We start from the raw sequence: 20,617 nt of genomic DNA on the forward strand, positions 1-20,617 counted from the left end.
CGCTTCGCTCTGCCTCCGGCAGCCGAATGCTCGCTACGCTCGCTTCGCGCGTCCCCGCGCGAATTGCCCGCCTCCGGCGGGGGGTTATGGAAATTGGCCTCCGGCCATTTCCATAACCGGGCGTGCCTCCGGCACGCTGGGGCTGGTTTTGTTGTGTGGGTGGGTGGTTGGGGTTTTAGTTGAGGGATATTCAGATGGGTTGTGGGGGTGGTTTTTTGGGGAATCTCCGATTCCCTTATGTGTGGGGGAATTTGATTGGTGTTCCGTAAAATTAGAGTACACCACGGAATACCGGGGTGGGTGGATTCGGGGCCCCTCCGGGGCCCGGACTCCACCCTTGAGGGGTCAGGGGTCAGGGGTTGAGGGTTGGGGGGTTGGCCTGCCTCCGGCAGGCGAGGCAGGACCCGGGGGCTCAGAGGATGGAGAGGTCCGGGTGCGGGGGTGAGGTGGCCGGGGGTGCAGGGGCGGGAGAACGAGCGTTGGAGAGAGCTGGAGGCCGATACAAGCCGGCTGACCCTCCCCCACCCACCACACCCACCCACACACCCCACACAGCACGGCGCGGCGGCCCCCGGCCGACGCGCAACCAACCCACAAGGGCATCCCATCCCCGATGCCGCCACCCGCCCGCACACCCCAACCCCCATTCCTCACTCTCCTTCAACGGGCGCGGGAAAAGTGGCAGCAGAGGGGATGTCAGACCCCTGACCACGCCAAGAAACCTTGGTTGACCTGCGGATACGTGGCCCCTCTCCGAGGGGCTTGTGCAAGAGATGTCGCAAGAGAAGGTGCAGGAGTAGCCGCAGGTGAAGGTGCAGGAGATGTTGCAGGTTTCGGCGTGTCTCGGGTTCCTGCCGCAACCCGAAGAGTGTATTATTGATTCTGAGATCAGGCGGCAACCTGACTCAGACTCAATCACCAACAGAGGAGCTCCCTTGGACACGGAAACCGTTGACGCGGTAAGCCGCCTCACGATTCACCTTGCTGGAGAGCACGAGACCGACGCACATATCGGTCTGACGCTCATTCCCCTTCTCAAGATCCCCACGGCAATCATCGAATTCCGGCACCCGACCGCCGCGCGCGTTTGGTGGGAAGGCTGGTGTGAGGCAGCCGCCATGCTCGACAGGATTTTCCCCGAGCAGGTCGACGCAGGCGAATTGCGCGAACCCGAACTCACCATCAATTCTTTTGTGATCCTGGACGACGCGCCCCGGCGCGCCAAGGTCCGGGCCCGCAGTGCGGCAGTCAGCCCGGACGGAATCGGCGCACTGTCTGTGACCGTGGGAGGGCTCACCATCGCGTGTGCATCCCGCGCCGCCGTCGAGTGCCAGGTGCGCGGGTGGCACGAGGCGTACGAAGTGCTGGCCCTTGACGGAGGGTTCGGACTGCCGCCCGCCGACGAGGTGGCCGAGCGTGTACGCGCCGACCACGCCCGCCACGGGGTCAACGAACTGTTGACGGCCGCCGAGGAGCAGCGGGCAGGCCGGACGCGGTGACGGCCCCAGGGTGGGGGGCGGCCACCGGTCGCCCCCCACCCTCCCAAGCGACAGCCAGTAGAGGAGGGGACAGCATGGCCGCCACAGGACCGATCAGCCGGGGGCAGCGAGTGAGGATCGAGCGCCGCCCCACGCGGAGTCTGGCCGCACTCGCACGCCCGAGGACGGCGAACCAGCCCGCACCGTGGCCGGAGGTGTGGGAAGGCATGGTGTTGCACGTGACCTACGAGGACGACGAGTTGACCGCCGTCGAGATCTACGGCAAGCACGAGAGCACCGGCAGGACTCAGCGGGTCACGTTCAGTCTGGCCCGGAATATGTTCTTCCGTACGACAGTGCGGCCGGTCGAGTCGCCGTAAGTCGTCCCGTCCGGGGGGTGATTGGGGCTTGACGATCACCCACCGGAAGGGAGTATTATTGATTCTGCGGGTGAGCGGCAACTCACCCGCCGCCAACTCAACCACCCAAGGCAGGGGACATGAGCGAGTACCAGAACCACATCCGGCAGACCCTTGAGGGGCAGTACGAGGACCCGAGCGAGGATCTCGGCATGGACGCGATGCGGTGGACGCCCGCGCCCGTCAGCGACAACGTGACGGACGAGGAGATGAGCACCGCCGCCGAGACCGCGCACGCGTTGCTCGACCGCGCCGCCGACGCGTACCTGTCGCTCCTGAACTCCGTTCTCGGCGACGGGACACACCACATGGTGGCCAGCGCCAGCACCCCGCACGGCGAGCTCATCGAAGGCCAGCGGCTCACCGTGGTGGGTGAGGCCGTCATCATCGACGAGGCCGAAGCCATGCGGGTCTGCGCCGTGCTCGCAGCAGGCATGGTCGGGTGCGCCACGGGCGGACTGGTCGTGCGGACCTTTGCGCCGGACGGCTCGGAATCGGTACGCGGCTGGGCCGTCCGTAACTTCTGGCTTCGGCCGCTCACCGCGAACGACATCCGTCAGGCGTACAGCGTCGAACCCGTCACCGGCGCGCCGCTGACCCCGGAACCGGGCGTCACGTACCGGCAGGCCGAGCAGGTGCCCCGCCCCCAGGCCGAGGCCCAGCCCGGCAGCGGGAGCACCGGCCGCACCGCGCCCCGGGACAACCGGCCCCCGAACCGCCGCAACTGAGCACCACCCCCGCCCGGGCCGGTCGCCCGACCGGCCCGGGCGGGAGCCCCCCTGCCTCCCCCTGCCCTGCCTCCGGCGTGAGCGGCAACTCACCCGGCACCAACCCGACCAGGAGCCCCGACATGGCCACGACCACGCACCCCGCCAGCAGCCCGCGCCCCGCTGCCCAGGAGCCGGCCCCGACCCCCGCCGAAGCGCCGGCGCCCACCGCCCCCACCGCCGACCTGCCCCGCAACCTGGTCCGCCTCACCGCCCAGGCAGAGGCGGCGGGATGGGCCGCCACCGTCGAGACGCAGCCCGGACACTGCGCCCTGCGGCTCACCGCCCGCCAGGAGGCCGGGGAAACCGTCCTGCGCTGCGTGTGGCGGCTCACCGCCCGGGGCTACCGCTGGGACAGCGCCACGCTGACCCGCTACGGCCAGGCCGCCGCCAAAGACATCGCCTGGCGCGCCGTGGGAGACCTGGTGGCCGCCGAGGCGCCCACCGCCCGCACGCAGCCGACCGCCCCGGACCTGTCCATGTCGGTGTACGGGCCTACCGGCGCGCCGAGCGCGAAGCCTGGCAGGCCAAGCGGGCGAAGGCCGCCAACTCCCCGTCCTGACACACCCAGCCGCCCGGGCCGGTCCGGGTCCGGATGCCCGGACCGGCCCCCCTTGGAGGAGGAACAGCTATGCGGATGAGCCAGCGACGCGCGGACACGCTGAACCGGCGTGCGCGGTTTCTGCACCAGCGACGCAAGGACCGGTCAACGTTGCCGTGCCTGGAGAACGGCGGGACCCAGGTCTACGCCTACTGGAAGCGCGGTGAAGGCCTGGTGGTATCCGTCCATCTGGACACCGGCGAGGTACCCGGCGACCTGATCAGCCCGGATGGAACGATCCCGGTCCGGATCACGGTCAACGGTGACTGCGTCTTCGGGGCCGACTGATACGGCCGAGGCATTGACCCCTCACGCGTGACAGCGTATTATTGATTTTGCCAGTGAGCGGCAACTCGCTAGCGTCACCAACTCCTACAGGAGGACGCACGATGACCACGATCCGCCGGAACTGGACCAACCGGGTTGCACAGATCCGCGCAGCTGCCCAGTCCTGCCGCGCCTACGACGCCTCGACCGGCAACATGGTGCCGGTCGACCCGGCACGCGCCTTCGAGGCATGGGAGGCCAAGCCGCAGGCCCGGCTCACCGAGGACACCCCCGGGCAGAAGTGGACCGTTCACGTCCACTCGAACGAGTTCTACACCCTGACCGCCCAGGCGCCCGAGACGTCCGAGGCGCGCCCGGCCCCCGCCGGCCAGTCCAGCCCGGCCGCAGCGCCGGACCATCGCGCGGCCCGCACCGTCACGCGCCGGAGGCGGGCAGCCGAGGAGCGCGGCAGCTTGCCGGGCCATCTGCCCGGCCTGGCAGTCGATCTCGCGGGCAAGACCGTGCGCGTCAAGCTCGCCCAGGGCTACAGCCACGAGCAAATCCGGGACGAATTCGAGCAGGCGCGCACCCAGGCCCAGGCCGCCGGGGACACGGAGAGGGCGAACGGCCTGGCGACGATGCTCGCGGTGCACGCCGTGATGGCCGAGGAGGCCGCCGCCACCTCGCCCACCGGCCCCAGCTCCCCGCCACAGCAGCCCGCATTCGGGCGCGCGGCGCACGAGGATGACGTGCTGTCGCGCATCGACTCGGTGCTGCACGACGCCGCCGTGACCGGCGACCTCACCGTCAGCGACGACGCCATGCGGTCCGTCCCCCTGGCCGACCCGGGCGAGATCATCCACGCCTACACGCGCGCTCAGGCCCTGGCGGACGGCGTCCTGGTGGCCGCTGACGCCGACTTGACCCGGGAGGCCAGCTTCCGCGTTCCGGTCGCCCTCACGAGCGCCGTATGGGAGGGCTGCGTGGCCTGGAACGACGGCGACAGCGAGCGACAGACCCCGCAGGACGAGCGTGGCCGCCTGTGGGACGTGCTGACCATGACCCACCACGCGATCCGGCGCAGCGGAGGGGACGGCGACCGGGTCACCGTCGACCTGCTGCGGGTTCCGCGCGACGGCCGCACCACGCAGGCCCGGCCGGTCCAGCTCGTCTGCGTGATCGGGCCCGGCGACCAGGGCGAGCCCGTGATCACCATCATGCAGCCCGACGAGGACTGAGCCCCGCCGCCCGAGGGGCACTGGCACTGCCCGCCCCTCGGGCCACGGTGTAACGGAAAAGTGATCCGCGGTCGGGGTTCCTGGTCGCCGTCATGGTCGGCCCCGTCCGGTGTCCTGCCCGTGACCAACGAAGGGCTACTTCAACGGCGTCTCAGGCGCCCCGATCAAGCACCAGAAGGGCCACCATGACCGCGACGACCCGCAAGCGCCGCGACTGTGACACCAACAACGACAGCACCGCCCGGGAGTGCATCGCCTGCGGACTCCCGCTTCAGCGATCCCGCGTACGAAGCGCCCGCGTCTCCCGTGTTCGACGAAGCCGCGACCTGCGCTGACCTGCCCGCTCAACGCCGCCAGGCCCGGGGGCGCAACGCCCCCGGGCCCCCCTACCCGAAGGGACCCACGCCCGATGTCCACCACACCCGCAAGCGTGGCCGCTCGGGTCGCCGAGATCCTCGGCGGCGACTGGACAGCCGGCGCCGGATCCTGGGAAACCTACGGCCGCCTGGACGCCCCCGACAGCGACACGTACACGCTCTACGTCGACGACCACGACGAGCTGTGCCTGTCGGCGAACCTCGACCCCACCGGCGAGATCGCTTCGTTCCGCAGGGTGGACACGTCCGAGGGGATCGAGGCGCTCGCCGCGGCCATCGCGGCAGCGATCCGGCAGCACCACACCGCCGCCGACCAGGAGTAAAGGCCCTTGCCCCCGCACGGGAAGGGTGTATAATTGATTTTTGACAGCAAGCGGCAACTTGCTCGACACCAACCCGACCGCACGAGGAGCAATCCGTGAGCGACACCGCAACCACAACAGCCGCACCGATGCAGCGGGTCACCCTGCGTCTCGGCCAGATCCGCGTCAACGAGAACAACGTCCGCCAGGACCTCAACCTGGACGAGAAGTTCCTCAAGTCCGTCGCAGCCAACGGCGTCAAGGTCCCCGTCGTGGTCCTGCCGCTCGACGAGGACACCTACGAGCTGAAGATGGGTCACCGGCGTTACCACGCCGCCCGGGCCACCAAGCAGACCGAGGAAGAGCGGGACGCGATCGAGGTCCCCGCGTACGTGCTCGATCCCTCCCTGCGCGAGGCGGGCGAGGACTTCATCGACCAGCTCATCGAGAACGACGACGACTACCGCCGAGGCCTGACGGAGCTGGAGCAGGCCGACGCCCTGTTCGGCGCGGTCGACGCGGGCATGAAGCAGGCGCGGGTCGCCCAGCTCACCGGCCGCTCCCGCACCGAGGTCTCCCGCGCCGTCAGGACCGCCAAGGCAGTCGGCAAGCGGACCCGTTCCCTGCTCGCAGATGCCGGTGCATACGATCTCGACCTCGAAGTACTCGCTGTTCTGGGCGAGTTCGACGACGACCCGGACGCCGTAGAGCGGCTGCTGGAGGCCTACGCCAAGAACCGCTTCGAGTTCCAGGCGCAGTGGGAGCGCGACGACCGCGCCGAGCGGCTCGCCCGCGAGCAGATCCGCCCCCAGCTGGAAGAGGCGGGGGTGCGGCTGGCCGAGGACGGCGACCTTCCGCAGACCGCCGAACCGCTCAGCGAGCTGGCCGGCCCGGACGGCGAGCCCCTGAGCAGCGAGGCACACGCCGCCTGCCCCGGCCACGTGGCGACCTGGGCCGAGAACCCCCGCGAGCCGGGCGAGTTCGAGTACTTCTGCACCGACCCGGACCGCTTCGGCCACCGCCCGCCCCAGGAGGACGCCCCCGAGCCGGACGGCGGCCAGGTCCAGGAGCAGCCGCAGGCGGCGCGTGAGACCAAGCCCTCGGAGCCGTCCCGCGAGTACGTGAAGGCAGGCAACAAGGCCTACCGCGCCGCCGAGAAGGCCCGGCAGGCATGGCTCAAGGACCTCATCGGCCGCAAGACCGCGCCCAAGCCGCTCGCCGCATTCATCACCGAGCAGCTCCTTTCCTGCCCCAAGCCGGTGGCTCAGTGGGTGGGCGACGCGGGCCGCCGGGACCTGGTCAAGGAGCTGACCGGCTACGACAACCCCGCCGAGCGCGCCACGTCGGCGACCCCGGCCAAGCTCACGCTGCTGAACTTCGCGGTGCTGGCCGCGACGTTCGAGAAGCGGATGGGCGAGGTGCGGACCTGGCGCACCGACAGCGCCGCCCGCTCGTCGGTGTACGAGCTGCGGGAGATCCGCGAGGACGCCCGCACCTGGCTGTCGTTCCTCGCCGAGATCGGCTACCCGCTCTCCAGCGTCGAACAGGCCATCGTCGACGACGAGCCCTACCAGGAGAGCGAGCCGGAGGCCTGCGACACCGACGGCCAGGCCGCCGAGGACTCCGAGGACACCCCGGACGCCGTGAGCGCCGAGGACTCCAAGGACGCGTCCTGACCTGCTGCCCGGGCCGGACCTGACCGGGTCCGGCCCGGGTCCCCCTCCCTCCATCCCCCCTTCCCTCTCTGCGCGCTGCCCGCCCGGAAGGCCTCGCCATGCTCCGCTCCGAACTCCGCCTCCACGCCCCTCTGTTCGTCGCCCAGGCCGCCGTCAGCAACCACACAGGCCTGATCGCCCGCACCGGGCTCGCCATGCCGGCCGCGCCGTTCGGCACCCCCCCATGGCAGCTGCCCGCCCTGCTCTCCTACCTTCACCGCCTCCACCAGGACGAGCAGGACCCCTCCCCCGAACTGTGGCGCTCCCACACCGAGCGCCAGACCGGCCCGGTGCCCCGGCCGCACATCCGCTACCAGGCTGACGGCCTGCACGATCCGGACGCGGTGTGCGTGCTCGACATCCAGCTCGGCCCGCGCGACGAGGCAACCGGCTGGCCCGCCGCCGACCTCGCAGTCATCGAGCAGGAGGAAGGCTCCTGCCCCTTCGGGCGTGTCACCCGCCGCCACGGGGCCGAAGCGATCGCCGCGTACGCCGCCGAGGGGCTGACCGCCGAGCACGCGGCGCTGATGGACCGCGCCCGCCGCCACCAGGACGCCGCCCTCGTGCGCCTCGCCGGACTGGCGCAGCGTGCCGCCGAGTGGGCCGACCAGGTGCGCGCCGCCGCGCACGCCGATGCCGTCCACGTCCAGGCCGACCGCGCCCGGGCCCGCATCACCCGCTGACCGCCCCGCTCATCCTGCTCCGACCGCCGCCGTTGGAGGCCTGCGCCATGTACGAGTTCGAGCCCGCCTCGCCGACCTACGCCATCTCCGACACCATCGTCGAACACCAGCTGCGCGGCCGGGACCGCACCCGCGCCGACCTGCCCGGCGGCTACCGGCTGACTCTGCGCACGCGCGAGCTGCACGGCCAGCTTGAGGCCGCCCTGTTCGCGCCGTCGCCCACCGGCCCCGCCCGGATCTGCACCGCGCGCATCAGCGCGTACACCCCGCCCGCCGTCATGTCCCGCATCCTCGACACGGCCGCCCGCTACGCCCCGGCCCTGCCCGACGCCCGCGACGCCCATCCGCCCCTTCAGGCCGTTGCCCGCCTGCTCACCACGGGAGCTGCCTTCCAGCGGCCCGGCGAGCCGGGGCTGTTCGTCCGATTCGGGCATGCGGAGGCCTGGCTGGAGGGCAGGCGGCTCAGCGTCACTCTGGGCAGCCCGGGCAGCGGGCTCAGCCTGGTCCTGGGCGGCCCGTGGGACGCTCCGTCCACCGCCCGCCTCACCGCCGCCGTCCTGCACGAGCTGACGGGGGCAGGGCAGCTCGCCGGTGAGGTCGCCTCCCTGCTGGAGCCCGGGGCGTGGCAGGTCCTGTCCGACCAGTGGCACCCAGACGCCGCCCTGATCCTGCCCGCAACCCACCGCCCGGACTTGAAAGACCCGCTCGGCCGCCGCATCTCCCGAGCGCTGCGCGAGGTCCAACACCATCTGCGCGCTGCCCGCCCGGACTGGGACTTCCAGGAGCTGATCGCCGTCGAGGGCTCGGCTGTCGCGCTGCGCGTCACCCCGCGTGACCGCGCCGTCCCGCGTCTGGTCCGCGCGGTGGTCAGCGACGGGGCGCACGGCCCAGACGAGTTGGGCAACACCCGCACGACGTTCACCCCCGCCGATGTGTCCGCCCTCCCCTGCGGCGACCCGGCCCAGCCGTCCGGCGAAGGGCCGTCCCTGGACCTCCACGTCGCCCCGAAGAACGAGCGCTACTCGTACGGCGTGAAACTGGAACTCGGCAACTGGGCGTATGTTCTGGACGCCCAAGCCGTCGTCTACGGGCCCGGCTGGTACCCCTTCCACGAGCACGTGACGCGCCGGGAGAAGGACCCCACCGCCCCGCTCAACGACCGCGAAGTGCCCACCGGCCGCACGGTGCCCGCCCGGGTGCGGATCTCTCCCGGCGTCGAGGACCGCGCGTGGGGCAACGAGTACGTACAGCTCACCCCCGTCGACCACCGGGTCGAGGCGCGGCTGCATCTGTACGCCGGCCGGGAGAATGCCTGCACCCTGGTGCGCACCCTCACGCTGGAGATCGACCTGCGGGCGAAGCGGGTGATGCTCCCTGCCCAGTTGCCCGCAGCCCTGCGCCACCAGGCGGAGGTCAAGGGCCGGCGGATCCTCGATCTGCTGATGGCCGCGCGCCGCGAACGCCGACGAGGGGTGAGCGAGCCGCGGGCCGTCCTCGGCCCATGGCAGCGCGGCGCCCCACCCAACGCGGACACCTAACGCAGGCGCCAGCCACGTGATGACACCCGCGGCGCTGCCCGTTTCGCCCCGCGTCCGGTCCGAGGCGGCAACCCCGGATCGGCCACCCACCAACCCGACTGCAGCCACCAAGGAGACTCCCCGTGCACTCCACCGATCCGACCGCGCACCCCTTCGCCGCCTACGACCACAGCGCTGGTCCCCCCGAACTCCGGGTCTCCGGCGAGGTCGGCCGGCGGCCCGCCCTCTTCACGCTCTGTCCCAAGTTCGCCGACTCCATCGACCCCGGTCCGCTGCTGGGAGTCGCCGTGCGCGTCGACACCCACTTCCGTATCCCGCTGACCTTCACCGCCACCTTCAAACAGACCGCCGTCGAGCGGTGGGAGCTGGTCCGTGTCCTGTGCCGCCAGGACGATTACCTCGCCTCCGTCCGAGCCGTACGACCGAAGATCGCGGAGGCCGCCGTCAAGGTGCTGCAGGAGCAGCGCGCACAGATGGAACCGCTGTTCGCCGTCGCCCGTGAGCGGCAGGCCGCGTACGCCCTGGCCGAGGTGTACCGGGCGCGAACCGCAGCTGCCGACGCTCACCGCCGCGTGGACGCAGCCGAGGACGAGTTCGGCCTGTTCGAGGTCTGCGAGGAGCGGGCCGCCGAGGTGCTCGGTCAGCTGTCCGGGCGCCCCAGTCCTCTGCCCCACTGCGGTCCTCCGGTCGTACGCAGCACCACCTATGGCCGGGTCCTGGTCCTGTGTCCCGTCGGACACCTGGTGCAGTCCGTCAAGGCCGAGGACTGGAACGGCTCACAGCTCGCGGCCCGATGCGCCGACCCCGCCTTCACCGTGACGTGCCACGGCCAGACCGGCGAGCCCCTCTCCCACTGATCCGCCCTACCGGGCTCGGGGCGGCAACCCCGAGCCCGGCTTCCGCTCACCAACTCGAAGGACCCTCCCGTGAACGCTGTACTGACTGCCTCAGCCTCCCGCATGCTGACGCCGCCGGTAGACGGCGAAACGTGCACGTGCACGCCCGCAACCCGCTACGCCTGCGGCCACTGCTACCACGACCAGTGCCTGGACTGCGGATTTTGCACCATGGGCAGCTGCATCTGCCGCTGCGAGTACGGTCTCGGCTTCCACCCGAGCGACTCCCCGGCCGAAGGGCCAACGTTCTGGATCGGCGGGCACTACGCCAAGTGGCTCTCCACATGGGGCGTGCCGATGTGCATCTCCCGCTCCACGCTGACCGGCCATGCGACGCTGCCGCGCGCCGCAGAGGCCTGGGTGTGCGACTCGGGTGCCTTCTCCGAACTCGGCGACCACGGCGGCTGGACAGTCAGTCCGCGCGCCTACGTCCGGGAACTACGCCGGTATCGCGACGAGATCGGCCTGCTCGTCTGGGCCGGGCCGCAGGACTGGATGTGCGAGCCCGACATGATCGCCAAGACGGGGCTGTCGGTGCGCGAGCACATCGACCGCACCGTGGGCAACTTCGTCGACCTGATGGCCGAGGAGCCCGGCGTCGACATCCTTCCGACCGTGCAGGGCTGGCGGCCGGCCGACTACGAAGCCTGCCTGGCCCTGTACGACAAGCGCGGCGTGCGGCTGGCGGACTATCCGCTGGTAGGGGTCGGCTCCGTCTGCCGCCGCAAGTCGGTCAAGGACGTCGAAGCCGTTCTCGCCACCGTGGCCGCCGCCGGGCTGCGCCTGCACGGCTTCGGTCTGAAGACCCAGGCCCTCGAATCCTGCGCCGAATACCTGGCCTCCGCCGACTCTCTCGCCTGGTCGCGCGACGCCCGCTGGTCCGCGCCGCTGCCCCAGTGCGAGGGCAAGCACAAGAGCTGCTCCAACTGCGTGCACTGGGCGATGCGCTGGCGTGAACGGGTCCTGGACGTCCTGCACGCCCCCCGTCAGCTGATGTTCCCCGTCATGACCTGACCCATCGCCGACCGTGCCGGTCCGGGGCGGCAACCCCGGCCCGGCGCAGTTCACCGACTCACCGACTCGAGAGGACCCTTGTGATGTCTGTGTACGAACAACCGCCGCTCGATCTCGGCTCCGTCTGCCAGCGGTGGAAGAACCGCCGGCACAGCTGGAGGCCGGCCAGTGAAGGCGGTTTCGATCCCACCCGCTACCGCGTCCGCGAGATGCCGAACGAGCTGGTCCACCAGGCGAAGGCCTTCGTCCGCGCCCACCACTACAGCGGCTCGTGGCCCGTTATCTTCACCGTGATCTTTCCAACAGCCACGTCAGCCACATGCATGCTGAACTGGCCGGATCATCGGTATCCAAGGGGTGTTCGGCATCACAGGCACGTTTGTCACGTCGTTCCGCGCAGAGCGGGCGACGCTGACCAAGGACAAGACAGGGTGGGTGATCGTCGGAACCGACGACTACGCCCTCCACCGTGAAGGCTCGCTGTTCCTCTCAGGCCTGCGAGACGCCGGCCGGGCCTACAACACGGAGAGGACGTACGCCGGGCGGGCGGCGCTGTACCTGTCGTACTGCACCTTCCACCGCCTGGACTGGGCGCAGATCACCGTGTGGCAGCTCGCTCGCTTCATGCACTGGCTGGTGGAGGAGCCACTGCCGTCGCGTGCCCGCAGCGGAGGCGGGCCGGAACGATTCCGCGACGAGAACACCGCCAACGCGATCGTGGGCACGGTCTGCGAGTTCCTGAACTTCGGCATACGCATGAACTGGGTGGATCCCGAACTCGCCGGGCAGCTCACCGAGCCCCGCTACCTGCGGTATCTGCCCAAGGGCTTTAACCCCGGTGAGAACGGCCAGCACCAGACGGTCCGCTCGCGGCTGCTCAAGCTCCGGGGCGTCGACTCGGGGATCGAGTGGCTGACGGTCGAGCAGATCGCCCGCCTGATCGACGTGACCCGGCACGCGCGGGACCGCTTCCTGGTGCTCCTGCTGTGGTGCACCGGCATGAGGATCGGCGAGGCGCTCGGACTGCGGCGCGAGGACATGCACCTCCTGACCGACTCGCAGGCATTCGGATGCCAGGTCAAGGGCCCGCACGTGCACGTACAGCGCCGCTTGAACAGCAACGGCGCGTGGGCGAAGTCGCGGAGGCCGCGCGCCATCCCGGTGACCGCCGACCTCGGCATCTGCTACGCCGACTACCTCCACGAGCGTTCCGAGGTCCCTCAGGCAGACTTCACCGAGCAGGTCTTGGTCAACCTCTTCCGGGAGCCGCTCGGGCAGGCGATGACGTACTCCGGGGTCAAGGGGCTGTTCGACCGGCTCGCCCGGCGGGCTGACCTGATCGCCCGGCCGCACATGATCCGTCACAGCGCCGCCACCGAGTGGATCCGTCAGGGCACCGACCGGTCGGTGGTCTCCAACCTCCTAGGGCACATGTCCGAGTCGTCCATGGCCCCGTACGTCCACGTCGACGAAGGGAGTCGTCGGGCCGCGGTCGAGCGCGCGGACGCCCGACGCCGGGAGATGGCGCGATGACCGTCGAGCTGACAGCCGCCAGGGTTGAGTCCCGCGTCGTCACGCTGCCCGTCGACCGAGCGGGGTGGATGGCGTGGCTGATCGAGAACACCGAACCGGACTGGCGTCGGGGCGAATGGGATGCGGCGAACTCGCTCTTCACCGGCGATCCCGACAAGGACGAGACCGCGATATGGCGGTGCAACAGCGCCGGCTGTCACGTCGCGGTCCGCGCGACACGGCACCTGTGCCGGTCCTGCTACGAGCAGTTCCTGGAAAGCGGTCTGAGCCGCGAGGAGTTCGCCGAGGTCGGCCGCCGAGCGATGATTCGCTCCCTGCCGGGGGAACGGCCGTTGTGCTCGGTCGAGCGTGACGGCGTGCGCTGCGCCTTGGAGGCCCAGTCGCGGGGCGCCTGCAGTCCGCACTACGTGAAATGGCGCTATCACCTGAAGGCCGGAAGGACGGCGCTGACGCTGGATGAGTGGCTCCAGGCCGAGGCCGAGCCGCTCCCGCCGGGCACCCCGTGCCTGGTCGGGGCCTGCGCCGGCAGCGCCCCTGGCCGGGTGCCGCTGTGCGCGTACCACCGCGATCGCTGGCGCCGCCACCGGAAAGAGGCCGGCATGAAGGGCACGATCCATGAGGGCATGGAGGAGTGGGCCGCCGTACAGCCACCGTGGCTGACCGGCTTCCAGTTCTCACTCGTCACCCTGCCCGAACTGCTCCGCCACGAGCTCCGCTACGCGCTGGCGGAACGCGACAAGCAGCGCCCTACCCTCAGCCCCGTCGCGATGCGGTTGATGGTCCGGGGACTCGCGGACGTGTCGTCGATCGCCGAGCTCACGGACAAGAAGCTCGGCGACCTCGGATACCTCGACCGCAACTGCGAGGCGCACTGGAACGATGTCGTGCGTCTCGTGCGCGGTGCTTTCGACCGCTTCCGGGGCGTCGACCCGCTGGACCGGCCGGTCTGGGAGCTCGGCGATCTCGGCCTGCGCTCACGCACGCAATCCGGTGTCCGCGTGTCGTCGCGCCGGCTGGACGTCACGCAGATCCGACAGGAGTGGCTGCGCCGCCTGCTGGCGGACTGGGTGAGGGAGACCACCCCCGACAACAACGACTTCCGACGTACCTTCGAGGGCTGTTTGTCGGCGTCTCGGGCCCTGTCCGCGCGGCCCGGCGGCGGGCACGACCCCGGTGCCCTGAAGGTCACGGACATGGACGCGGTCGTCGCCGCGATCCGCGACCGTATGCGCCAGGACGGCACCGCCACGCTCTCCTACGGATCGCGCGCCGAGCTCCTCGCGCACTTCTGCCAGCTGCTCGACTTCGGTCGGCGCCTTCAGATCCTCGACCATGTCGCTTCCGTCTTCGCCCGCCATCCGCACCACAAGATCCCGTATGAGGACTCCGCCGAGGACATGGCCGGCAGGGCCATCCCGGAGTGCGTACTCGCCCAGCTCGATGCCCACATCCACCTGATCGGCGACGACTTCGCCTACGGGGACATGGCACCCGACGCGGTGAAGGCCATGCTGCGCACCGTCTACATCCTGCTGCGCGATACCGGCCGTCGCCCGTGGGAGGTGCGCTGGCTCCGGATGGACTGCCTCGAAGCCCAGGACAGCGAGTACATCCTGATCTGGGACAACCACAAGGCCCGCCGCAACCGGCGCCGCCTAGAGATCGGCAGGGAGACCGCCTTTGCCATCCAGGAGTGGCTCGCGATCCGCCGGAACCTGAAGGTCCCCGCCCGCTCGAGAACCTTCCTGTTCCCGACCGCGCGCCACGGCTACGACGCGTGCATCGACGCGGACACCGTGGCCAAGATGCTCCGGCGCTGGGTCGACGGCCTGCCGGAGCTGCTCACCGACACCGTGGACAAGGACGGCAACCTCCTGCCGTTCGACCGCAGCCGCATCTTCGCCTACGCCTTCCGGCACACCTACGCCCAGCGCCACGCGGACGCCGGCACCGAGCTGAACACCCTGCGCGACCTCATGGATCACAAGTCGGCAGATACCACCATGGGGTACTTCAAAGTGTCGATGGAGAAGCGTCGCAAGGCCGTCGAGACGATGAGCCAGCACGTCGTCGACCGGTACGGCAATCCGGCGCCGACGCCGTCCGCGACCGCGTACGAGGCCCGCTCGGTCGCCGTGCCGTTCGGCAACTGCAAGGAGCCCTCTAACGTAAAGGCCGGCGGCGGCAGTTGCCCGATTCGTTTCCAGTGCTCCGGGTGCGCCTTCTACCGCCCCGATCCCTCCTTCCTCCCCGCGGTCGAGGATCACATCCGTGCGCTCAAGGCCGACCGCGAGATGGCCCAGGCCCTGGGGACCGCTGAGTTCGTCGTCCGCAACTTCAGCGACCAGATCGACTCCTTCCAGAACGTCGTCACCAGCCTTCGCCGCCAGATCGAGGTGATGCCGGAGGAAGACCGGCGCCACCTCGAAGAGGCATCCGCCGTCCTGCGCAAGGTCCGCGCAGCGGCAGCCCCGCCCGCCCTGCCAGTCCTGCCCGTCCCCACCGTACCCGCCCGGAGAAGTACCGATGAGTGAGTCCCGCACCCCGGCTCAGGTCCTACGCGATGCGCGACAGAAAGACTCGCGCGACAAGCGCGCCCGCGTCCTGTCCGTTGTCGACCAGCTGGTCGCGGAGAACGAGCCGGTCACCTTCACCGCAGTCGCCCGCGCCGCGAATGTGTCTCACTGGCTCGTCTACGCCGAGGGCGTGCGCGAGCACATCGAGGCCGCGCGGCACCGTCAGGGACGCGCCGCAGCCAGCGACGTCCGCGCCGGCGCCAAAGAGCCGACCGGATGGAAGCTGGAGAAGCAGCTACTCCAGGAGGACAACCGCCGCCTGCGCGAAGAAGTCGAACGACTCAAGGCTGCGGTCCGTCGCTCCCTCGGCCAGCAGCTCGACCAGTTCGGTGCCGCCGACCTCGGCACCCGCGTCGATGAGCTCACCACGGAGAACCAGCGCCTGCAGGCTGAGCGCGACGATGCCTTGGCCCGCGTCAAGACCCTGACCGAGCAGCTCAGCGAGATCCAGGACGATCTGGCCAGCGCCCGGATCAGTCTGCGCCGCATGATCCGCGCCGAGAACGCTCCCTGAGCTCCTGGCCGCGGGGCGCGGAGGGAGCTCGCACCGCGCCACCTCGCCAGGGCGGAGTCGGGGACGTGTGAAGCCGGTGATCATCCACGCCACGAGGGCGAGGGTGATCACGATCTGGGCAGCGGGCAGCACGGATTCGGCTTCACCCACCCCACTCAGCCTCCACCTCGCCGAACAACGCTTCGGACCCCCCGGGCCCGCCTCCTCGCGAGCGGCCCGCCGACCGCGCAGGGTGGGGAGAACCTGGTGCGCCTCGCGGAGCAAGTTCTCGGCCGGTGCCTCGCCCAGCTCGCGCCGCAACTGGTCGGCGTAAGCGATCCACAGCTGGTAGAGCCGCTCCCACATCGCGGGCTCGCCAGGCCGCTCGTCCAAGTGCTCCTGGGCGAGGCCGGCGGCGGCGACCGCGAAGCATGACGAGAGGACCGCATTCTGGGAAACCTACGACCCGAGGGATGATGGTCCCACCGACGTGCTGCGGGCACGGATCTACGAGACCCGGCACCTCGGCGCCGTCCGCCTCGACCGCCATCGCCTTGGCAATCGTGAGGGTGTGCGCGCGAGCTACGACTCCATGGCGGACATCCTTTCCCGGATGTGCTGACGCGACGTCGGCGAACATGCGCGCACGTACTCACCGCTTGCGCGGTACGCCGCACAGGCCGAGGAGATCATCCATCATGTGCTCGAACAAGGGCAGATAGTCGTCGAACGAGGAGGCCAGGTGCCCGTAGACCGCCATGCAGAGCAGTCCGTAGATCTGCCGCCAGCACGTGATCATCACCATGGCGACACCCGGCGGGTAGTCGTGCTGCATCAGCTGACCGTAGGCCGTCACCTGCGACCACAGACGCGGTTCCACATCTTCCTCTGAGGGGTACGACAGGATGCCGCGACGCCACAACTGCCTGAAAGTCTGCCCGAACAGACCGCCCAGTTCCCGGATGAGCACCTGGTCAACAGGGCGGCCGGAGGCGACCAGCCGCGCGTAGCCAGCCCCCATGAGGAGATCGAACTCACCGGGATTCGCCACCGACCAGTCCAAGACGGCGCGCGTGGCCGCGTAGAGCTGACCAACGAAGTCTTCTGCATCCATCGCGCCAGTAGCCTCAGCAACGACAGACACGAAGTCACGTGTGATCGCTTCGTAGAGGGCAAGCGTAAGGCCGGCCTTTCCCTCGAAGTAGCGATACAACGCTGGCGGAGTGACCCCTACCTCCCGCGCCACCGCCGACAGGCTGAGGGCCTCAACGCCCTGCTCAGCGATGAGCTGGCGCGCCGCTGCCAGTGCGTCGTGCTCCAACTCTGCGCGTAGGCGCTCGCGACGTGACGCGGGTCGCCCGGCATCTCCCGTAGCGGAGGGTCGCATACGAACCTCTCAATGGCTTGAACGAAACAAGTCAGCCACTCAGTCGTGTAGTTGACGGAGCACCGAGTTGCGGTGACGTCATGTCATGTGGTTAATACTCTTCACCCAGTTCATGGGTATCACACCCCATCGTGGCGTTGTGAAGGGATAGCACATGACCGTGCAACGCAGTGCAGCCTCCTCGTCGTCTGCCGATCAAGTAGTCGCCAGGGCAAGGGACGTCTTTGCATCCCTCATGCATGATCGAGATGGTGAGCTCATCAACGACCAGGGTGAGCCCTTTGTTCGTCTGTTTACGCTGGTGACGGATGTGCTGGATGGAACCGTGCGCGAGGACGCAGCGGCGGACCACCTCAGAGAGGACACGTCACCACTTCCTTGCGAAGCGGTCGTGGCCCTCAGCATCAACGCGATGGAGTTCTCCAAGCGCGGAGCCTTCCGCCATGCGAGCACTATGGCTGGCCTGGCAATGGCGGCCGGTGAGAGCCGCTGGGGCAGGACTCGGTCCAGTCCCTGGTGGGTGGCGGCGGGCGTTTACGTCGACGCTGTCCTTGACCTGCTGGAGCAGGAGCCTGACATCACACTGCAGTCGGCCGCGTGCGAGGTGGTGGATCTTCAGATCGCGGAGTTGCGACGGGAGGGTGCCACGGAGGACCTCGTTGACGTCCTCACCATGGCGGGTTGGCTACGGATGACGCCCTACGTGCATGACGGTGTGGTGTCAGATGCCGTCGATCAACACCGCAGATGGCTGGAGCGTGAACGTCGTGCTGAGGGCACGGGTACCCTCCTCGACGCGCGGCGGCGGCGCCCTGTGGAATCACCGCTGCAGGCCATCCAGCAGGCGCTGCCCTACCTGGATGAAGCCGTCGGGTCCAGCTCCGGATACCGGAAGGCGGCCGCTCTGCGGGCCAGGGCATTCGCCTGCAAACTGTTGGTCGACTTTGGCGCGCCGGACAAAGACTCTCTTCTCCGGGTCCAGACAGAATGCGTGCTGGCCGCGCTCCCCCTGCTCGATCCGGAGCAGGACGCAATGACCCACTTGCACGTGACTACGGCCTTGTGGCTCAACGGTCTGCGGCAGGCACCTGGGTCGATGGCCGAGCTGCTCCCAGTGCCACTCGGCGAGATCGAACGGAGGTTTGGTATTGCCTTCGCCCTACGGGTGGGAAACGCAGCCCTCTCGATCTGCATGCGCGCCGGCGCGCAACAACTGGTGCGCGAGCTCAAGCAAGCTATGGACGCCGTACGCTCGGCCGGGCCGCAACGGATCGCAAAGAACCTTGCCCCAAGCCGGTCACGGGCGGAACTGCACGTCCTGCCGGGCGACACCCTCACCTGTTTCGACGCCGACCGGGCCCTCCGATCGGGCAAGTCACGGCAGCGTCCCGCGGCGTCTCTGCTCCACATGGCCGTGCATGCATGCGATCAAGGTGACGGGATCCGTGCCATGGAGCTTCTCGACCGACCGCAGGACCATTCGAACCTACCCAGTGACGTACGAGCCGCTGCCTTCCGGCTCAAGGCGTGGGCTGGCGACCTGGCAGGTGATCAACACCGAGCTGCTGGCAGGAATGTTGAGGCGATGCAGCACTATGCCGGCGCCGGGTGGCGGTATCTGTTCCATGGGCTGGATGACCAGGCCGTCGACTGCGTCGCCCGTATCGTAGGGACCTATCAGCGTGCGGCAAAGCGACCGGGCGTATTGGGCGTGGCCGCACACTCGGTGGGCGCTATCGCTGCGTGGCTGTCTCGTGCCCAGGACCGCAAGAGCGTGGAGTTTGCCCTCTACCAGGCGTACCAGGAGTTGTCCCGCGTGCGCCTCGGCACAAGAGCGGCGAAGAAGCGGCGCGCCATGGGCTTCACGGACATGGTCACCCTGCACCGCGTCGCCAAGGGCATGGAGAGCGACGTCATCGCCGAGAGCCCTTCCCCACGGGCGCTCACCGACACCGCACGAGAGCAACTTGAGAAGGCTGCCACAGCTCAAGAGAAGCTCGGGCAGGCGGCTGGTAACGGCAACGACTTCGACCTGCTTCGCTCGCTGTCTTATCTCTCGGAAGCCGAACGAGGTGAGGGCCTGACGGCCGAAGAGGAAGCCGCAAACCTCTGGCGGGCCTTCGACCGGAAGTTCAACAACACTCTGGTGGCTCAGAACGACGATCCGGCCAACCGCTTCCTCCGGTTCACGCGGCGCGCCGTTCAGGCGGACCTCGAACGGCAACTGCCCGAGAACACGGTCCTGCTGTCTCTGCTGGCAGGGACAGCAGTGCGAGGCGGCGACCGCAACCGGCACGTGGCGCTGCATACCATGCGAGTCGCCCGTGGCGATCTGCTGGCGCCAGTGCGAACCTTCAGCGACCTCGACAGTCAGCTAGCTCTCATGGGAGCCGACGACCATCACGATTCGCTCACCCTGCACCCGTTTGCCACGCACGTTACCCAGATGATCGGCGAACTGGTCCGATACTCCGGCTGGGATCAGGTCACTCCCGAGGCACTCGAGTTTCTCGACGCCACCACCTATTTCGGTGATCTGACCGACGCCGTCGCTTCATGGCGCGAGGCTGGCAGGACCCACCTGTGCGTTTGGCCGCACGGTCCCCTTCACCGGATCCCCTTTCATCTCCTCCACGTCGACGGACGACCGCTGGCTGACGAATTTGTCGTTACCACGGTCCAGGGGCTCCACTCTCTGGAACGTCTCTCATCCGCCCCTCCTCCCGACGGCGGTCACCTCATCGCAGCCTCCGCTTGCGGTGGTGTCGCCTTCCGCATGCATGACGAACCACGCCTCGAAGCCCACGCTTACGAGGTGGCGGAGGGAATCGGAGCCACACCGCTCATCGGGTCGCGAGCAACTAGGGAAGCCCTGATGGAGAGGATGCCCGGCGCCCGATTCATCCACATCGCTGCCCACGGCTCACGCAACGACATCGCCGGATGGCGCCAGTGCCTCTACATGACGCCAAGTGATCAAAGCGATGGGCGCATCTTCGCGCACGACATCCTCGAACTCGACCTGCGGGGCGTCGAGATGGTGACACTCAGTGCCTGCGAAACATCCTCCTTCCGCTTCGATCTTCTCGACAACCAAAGGGGGCTGGCACCCGCCTTCCTGATGGCTGGGGCCGCTGCTGTGGTCGGCTGCCTGTGGGAGGTCCACCGCGATCCCGCCACCTTCTTCTTCCGCGAACTCCACTACGCATTGCAGGGTGGATCCCCGAAGATCGAGGCGTTCAGGACGGCGCAGCACAACACCCGCCAGTGCTACCCCGAATACCGCCACTGGGGCGCCTTCACCTATATCGGTGCCTGGTAAACGAAGCAAAG

The 20,617-nt window shown here is 69.1% G+C and carries 16 protein-coding genes and 1 pseudogene; 16 read left to right on the top strand and 1 reads right to left on the bottom strand.

Annotated features, from left to right (window positions below):
* Positions 1 to 935 precede the first annotated feature (935 nt).
* The 15 genes and pseudogenes from ABT171_RS32515 (at position 936) to ABT171_RS32585 (ending at position 15,918) form a co-directional block, all read left to right on the top strand.
* Positions 936 to 1,499 (top strand): hypothetical protein, encoded by a 564-nt coding sequence (locus tag ABT171_RS32515; protein ID WP_351249982.1) that lies wholly within the window; start codon positions 936 to 938, stop codon positions 1,497 to 1,499.
* Positions 1,500 to 1,573: 74 nt separating this feature from the next.
* Positions 1,574 to 1,858, top strand: coding sequence for a hypothetical protein (locus ABT171_RS32520; RefSeq protein ID WP_351249983.1), 285 nt, complete (start codon positions 1,574 to 1,576; stop codon positions 1,856 to 1,858).
* A gap of 119 nt (positions 1,859 to 1,977) precedes the next feature.
* Positions 1,978 to 2,625, top strand: a complete 648-nt coding sequence (locus tag ABT171_RS32525) for a hypothetical protein (protein WP_351249984.1) — start codon at positions 1,978 to 1,980, stop codon at positions 2,623 to 2,625.
* A 122-nt stretch (positions 2,626 to 2,747) separates the two neighbouring features.
* Complete coding sequence (locus tag ABT171_RS32530) at positions 2,748 to 3,305, top strand: hypothetical protein (RefSeq protein ID WP_351249985.1); 558 nt, start codon at positions 2,748 to 2,750, stop codon at positions 3,303 to 3,305.
* The gene (locus tag ABT171_RS32535) at positions 3,302 to 3,553 is read left to right on the top strand and encodes a hypothetical protein (protein ID WP_351249986.1); all 252 of its coding nucleotides are present in this window, start codon (positions 3,302 to 3,304) and stop codon (positions 3,551 to 3,553) included. Before ABT171_RS32530 ends, ABT171_RS32535 begins: the two co-directional genes overlap by 4 nt.
* A 101-nt stretch (positions 3,554 to 3,654) precedes the next feature.
* A complete protein-coding gene (locus ABT171_RS32540) occupies positions 3,655 to 4,770 on the top strand; it encodes a DUF6573 family protein (RefSeq protein WP_351249987.1) in 1,116 nt (371 codons plus the stop codon).
* A 409-nt stretch (positions 4,771 to 5,179) separates the two neighbouring features.
* Positions 5,180 to 5,470 (top strand): hypothetical protein, encoded by a 291-nt coding sequence (locus tag ABT171_RS32545; RefSeq protein WP_351249988.1) that lies wholly within the window; start codon positions 5,180 to 5,182, stop codon positions 5,468 to 5,470.
* A 128-nt stretch (positions 5,471 to 5,598) separates the two neighbouring features.
* Positions 5,599 to 5,745: pseudogene (locus ABT171_RS41990) on the top strand (hypothetical protein); the annotation flags it as partial.
* Positions 5,746 to 7,223: 1,478 nt separating this feature from the next.
* The gene (locus ABT171_RS32555; RefSeq protein ID WP_351249990.1) at positions 7,224 to 7,847 is read left to right on the top strand and encodes a hypothetical protein; all 624 of its coding nucleotides are present in this window, start codon (positions 7,224 to 7,226) and stop codon (positions 7,845 to 7,847) included.
* A 47-nt stretch (positions 7,848 to 7,894) separates the two neighbouring features.
* Positions 7,895 to 9,385: a hypothetical protein gene (locus ABT171_RS32560; RefSeq protein WP_351249991.1), complete on the top strand. Its 1,491-nt coding sequence runs from the start codon at positions 7,895 to 7,897 to the stop codon at positions 9,383 to 9,385.
* Positions 9,386 to 9,507: 122 nt separating this feature from the next.
* Positions 9,508 to 10,242, top strand: a complete 735-nt coding sequence (locus ABT171_RS32565) for a hypothetical protein (protein ID WP_351249992.1) — start codon at positions 9,508 to 9,510, stop codon at positions 10,240 to 10,242.
* 210 nt (positions 10,243 to 10,452) lie between these two features.
* Positions 10,453 to 11,295, top strand: coding sequence for a deazapurine DNA modification protein DpdA family protein (locus tag ABT171_RS32570; RefSeq protein WP_351249993.1), 843 nt, complete (start codon positions 10,453 to 10,455; stop codon positions 11,293 to 11,295).
* 435 nt (positions 11,296 to 11,730) lie between these two features.
* Positions 11,731 to 12,828, top strand: coding sequence for a tyrosine-type recombinase/integrase (locus ABT171_RS32575; protein WP_351249994.1), 1,098 nt, complete (start codon positions 11,731 to 11,733; stop codon positions 12,826 to 12,828).
* A complete protein-coding gene (locus tag ABT171_RS32580; RefSeq protein WP_351249995.1) occupies positions 12,825 to 15,362 on the top strand; it encodes a tyrosine-type recombinase/integrase in 2,538 nt (845 codons plus the stop codon). Before ABT171_RS32575 ends, ABT171_RS32580 begins: the two co-directional genes overlap by 4 nt.
* Complete coding sequence (locus tag ABT171_RS32585) at positions 15,355 to 15,918, top strand: DUF6262 family protein (protein ID WP_351249996.1); 564 nt, start codon at positions 15,355 to 15,357, stop codon at positions 15,916 to 15,918. Before ABT171_RS32580 ends, ABT171_RS32585 begins: the two co-directional genes overlap by 8 nt.
* Before the next feature lie 631 nt (positions 15,919 to 16,549).
* Here ABT171_RS32585 and ABT171_RS32590 read toward each other — a convergent pair.
* Entirely contained in the window at positions 16,550 to 17,218 is a 669-nt protein-coding gene (locus tag ABT171_RS32590; RefSeq protein WP_351249997.1) for a TetR/AcrR family transcriptional regulator, read from the bottom strand.
* A gap of 220 nt (positions 17,219 to 17,438) precedes the next feature.
* Between ABT171_RS32590 and ABT171_RS32595 the strand changes: the two genes are divergently transcribed.
* Complete coding sequence (locus ABT171_RS32595) at positions 17,439 to 20,606, top strand: CHAT domain-containing protein (RefSeq protein ID WP_351249998.1); 3,168 nt, start codon at positions 17,439 to 17,441, stop codon at positions 20,604 to 20,606.
* Positions 20,607 to 20,617 lie beyond the last annotated feature (11 nt).

Origin of the sequence: Streptomyces sp. NPDC001851 (assembly GCF_040297165.1) — a bacterium.
GTDB lineage: Bacteria > Actinomycetota > Actinomycetes > Streptomycetales > Streptomycetaceae > Streptomyces.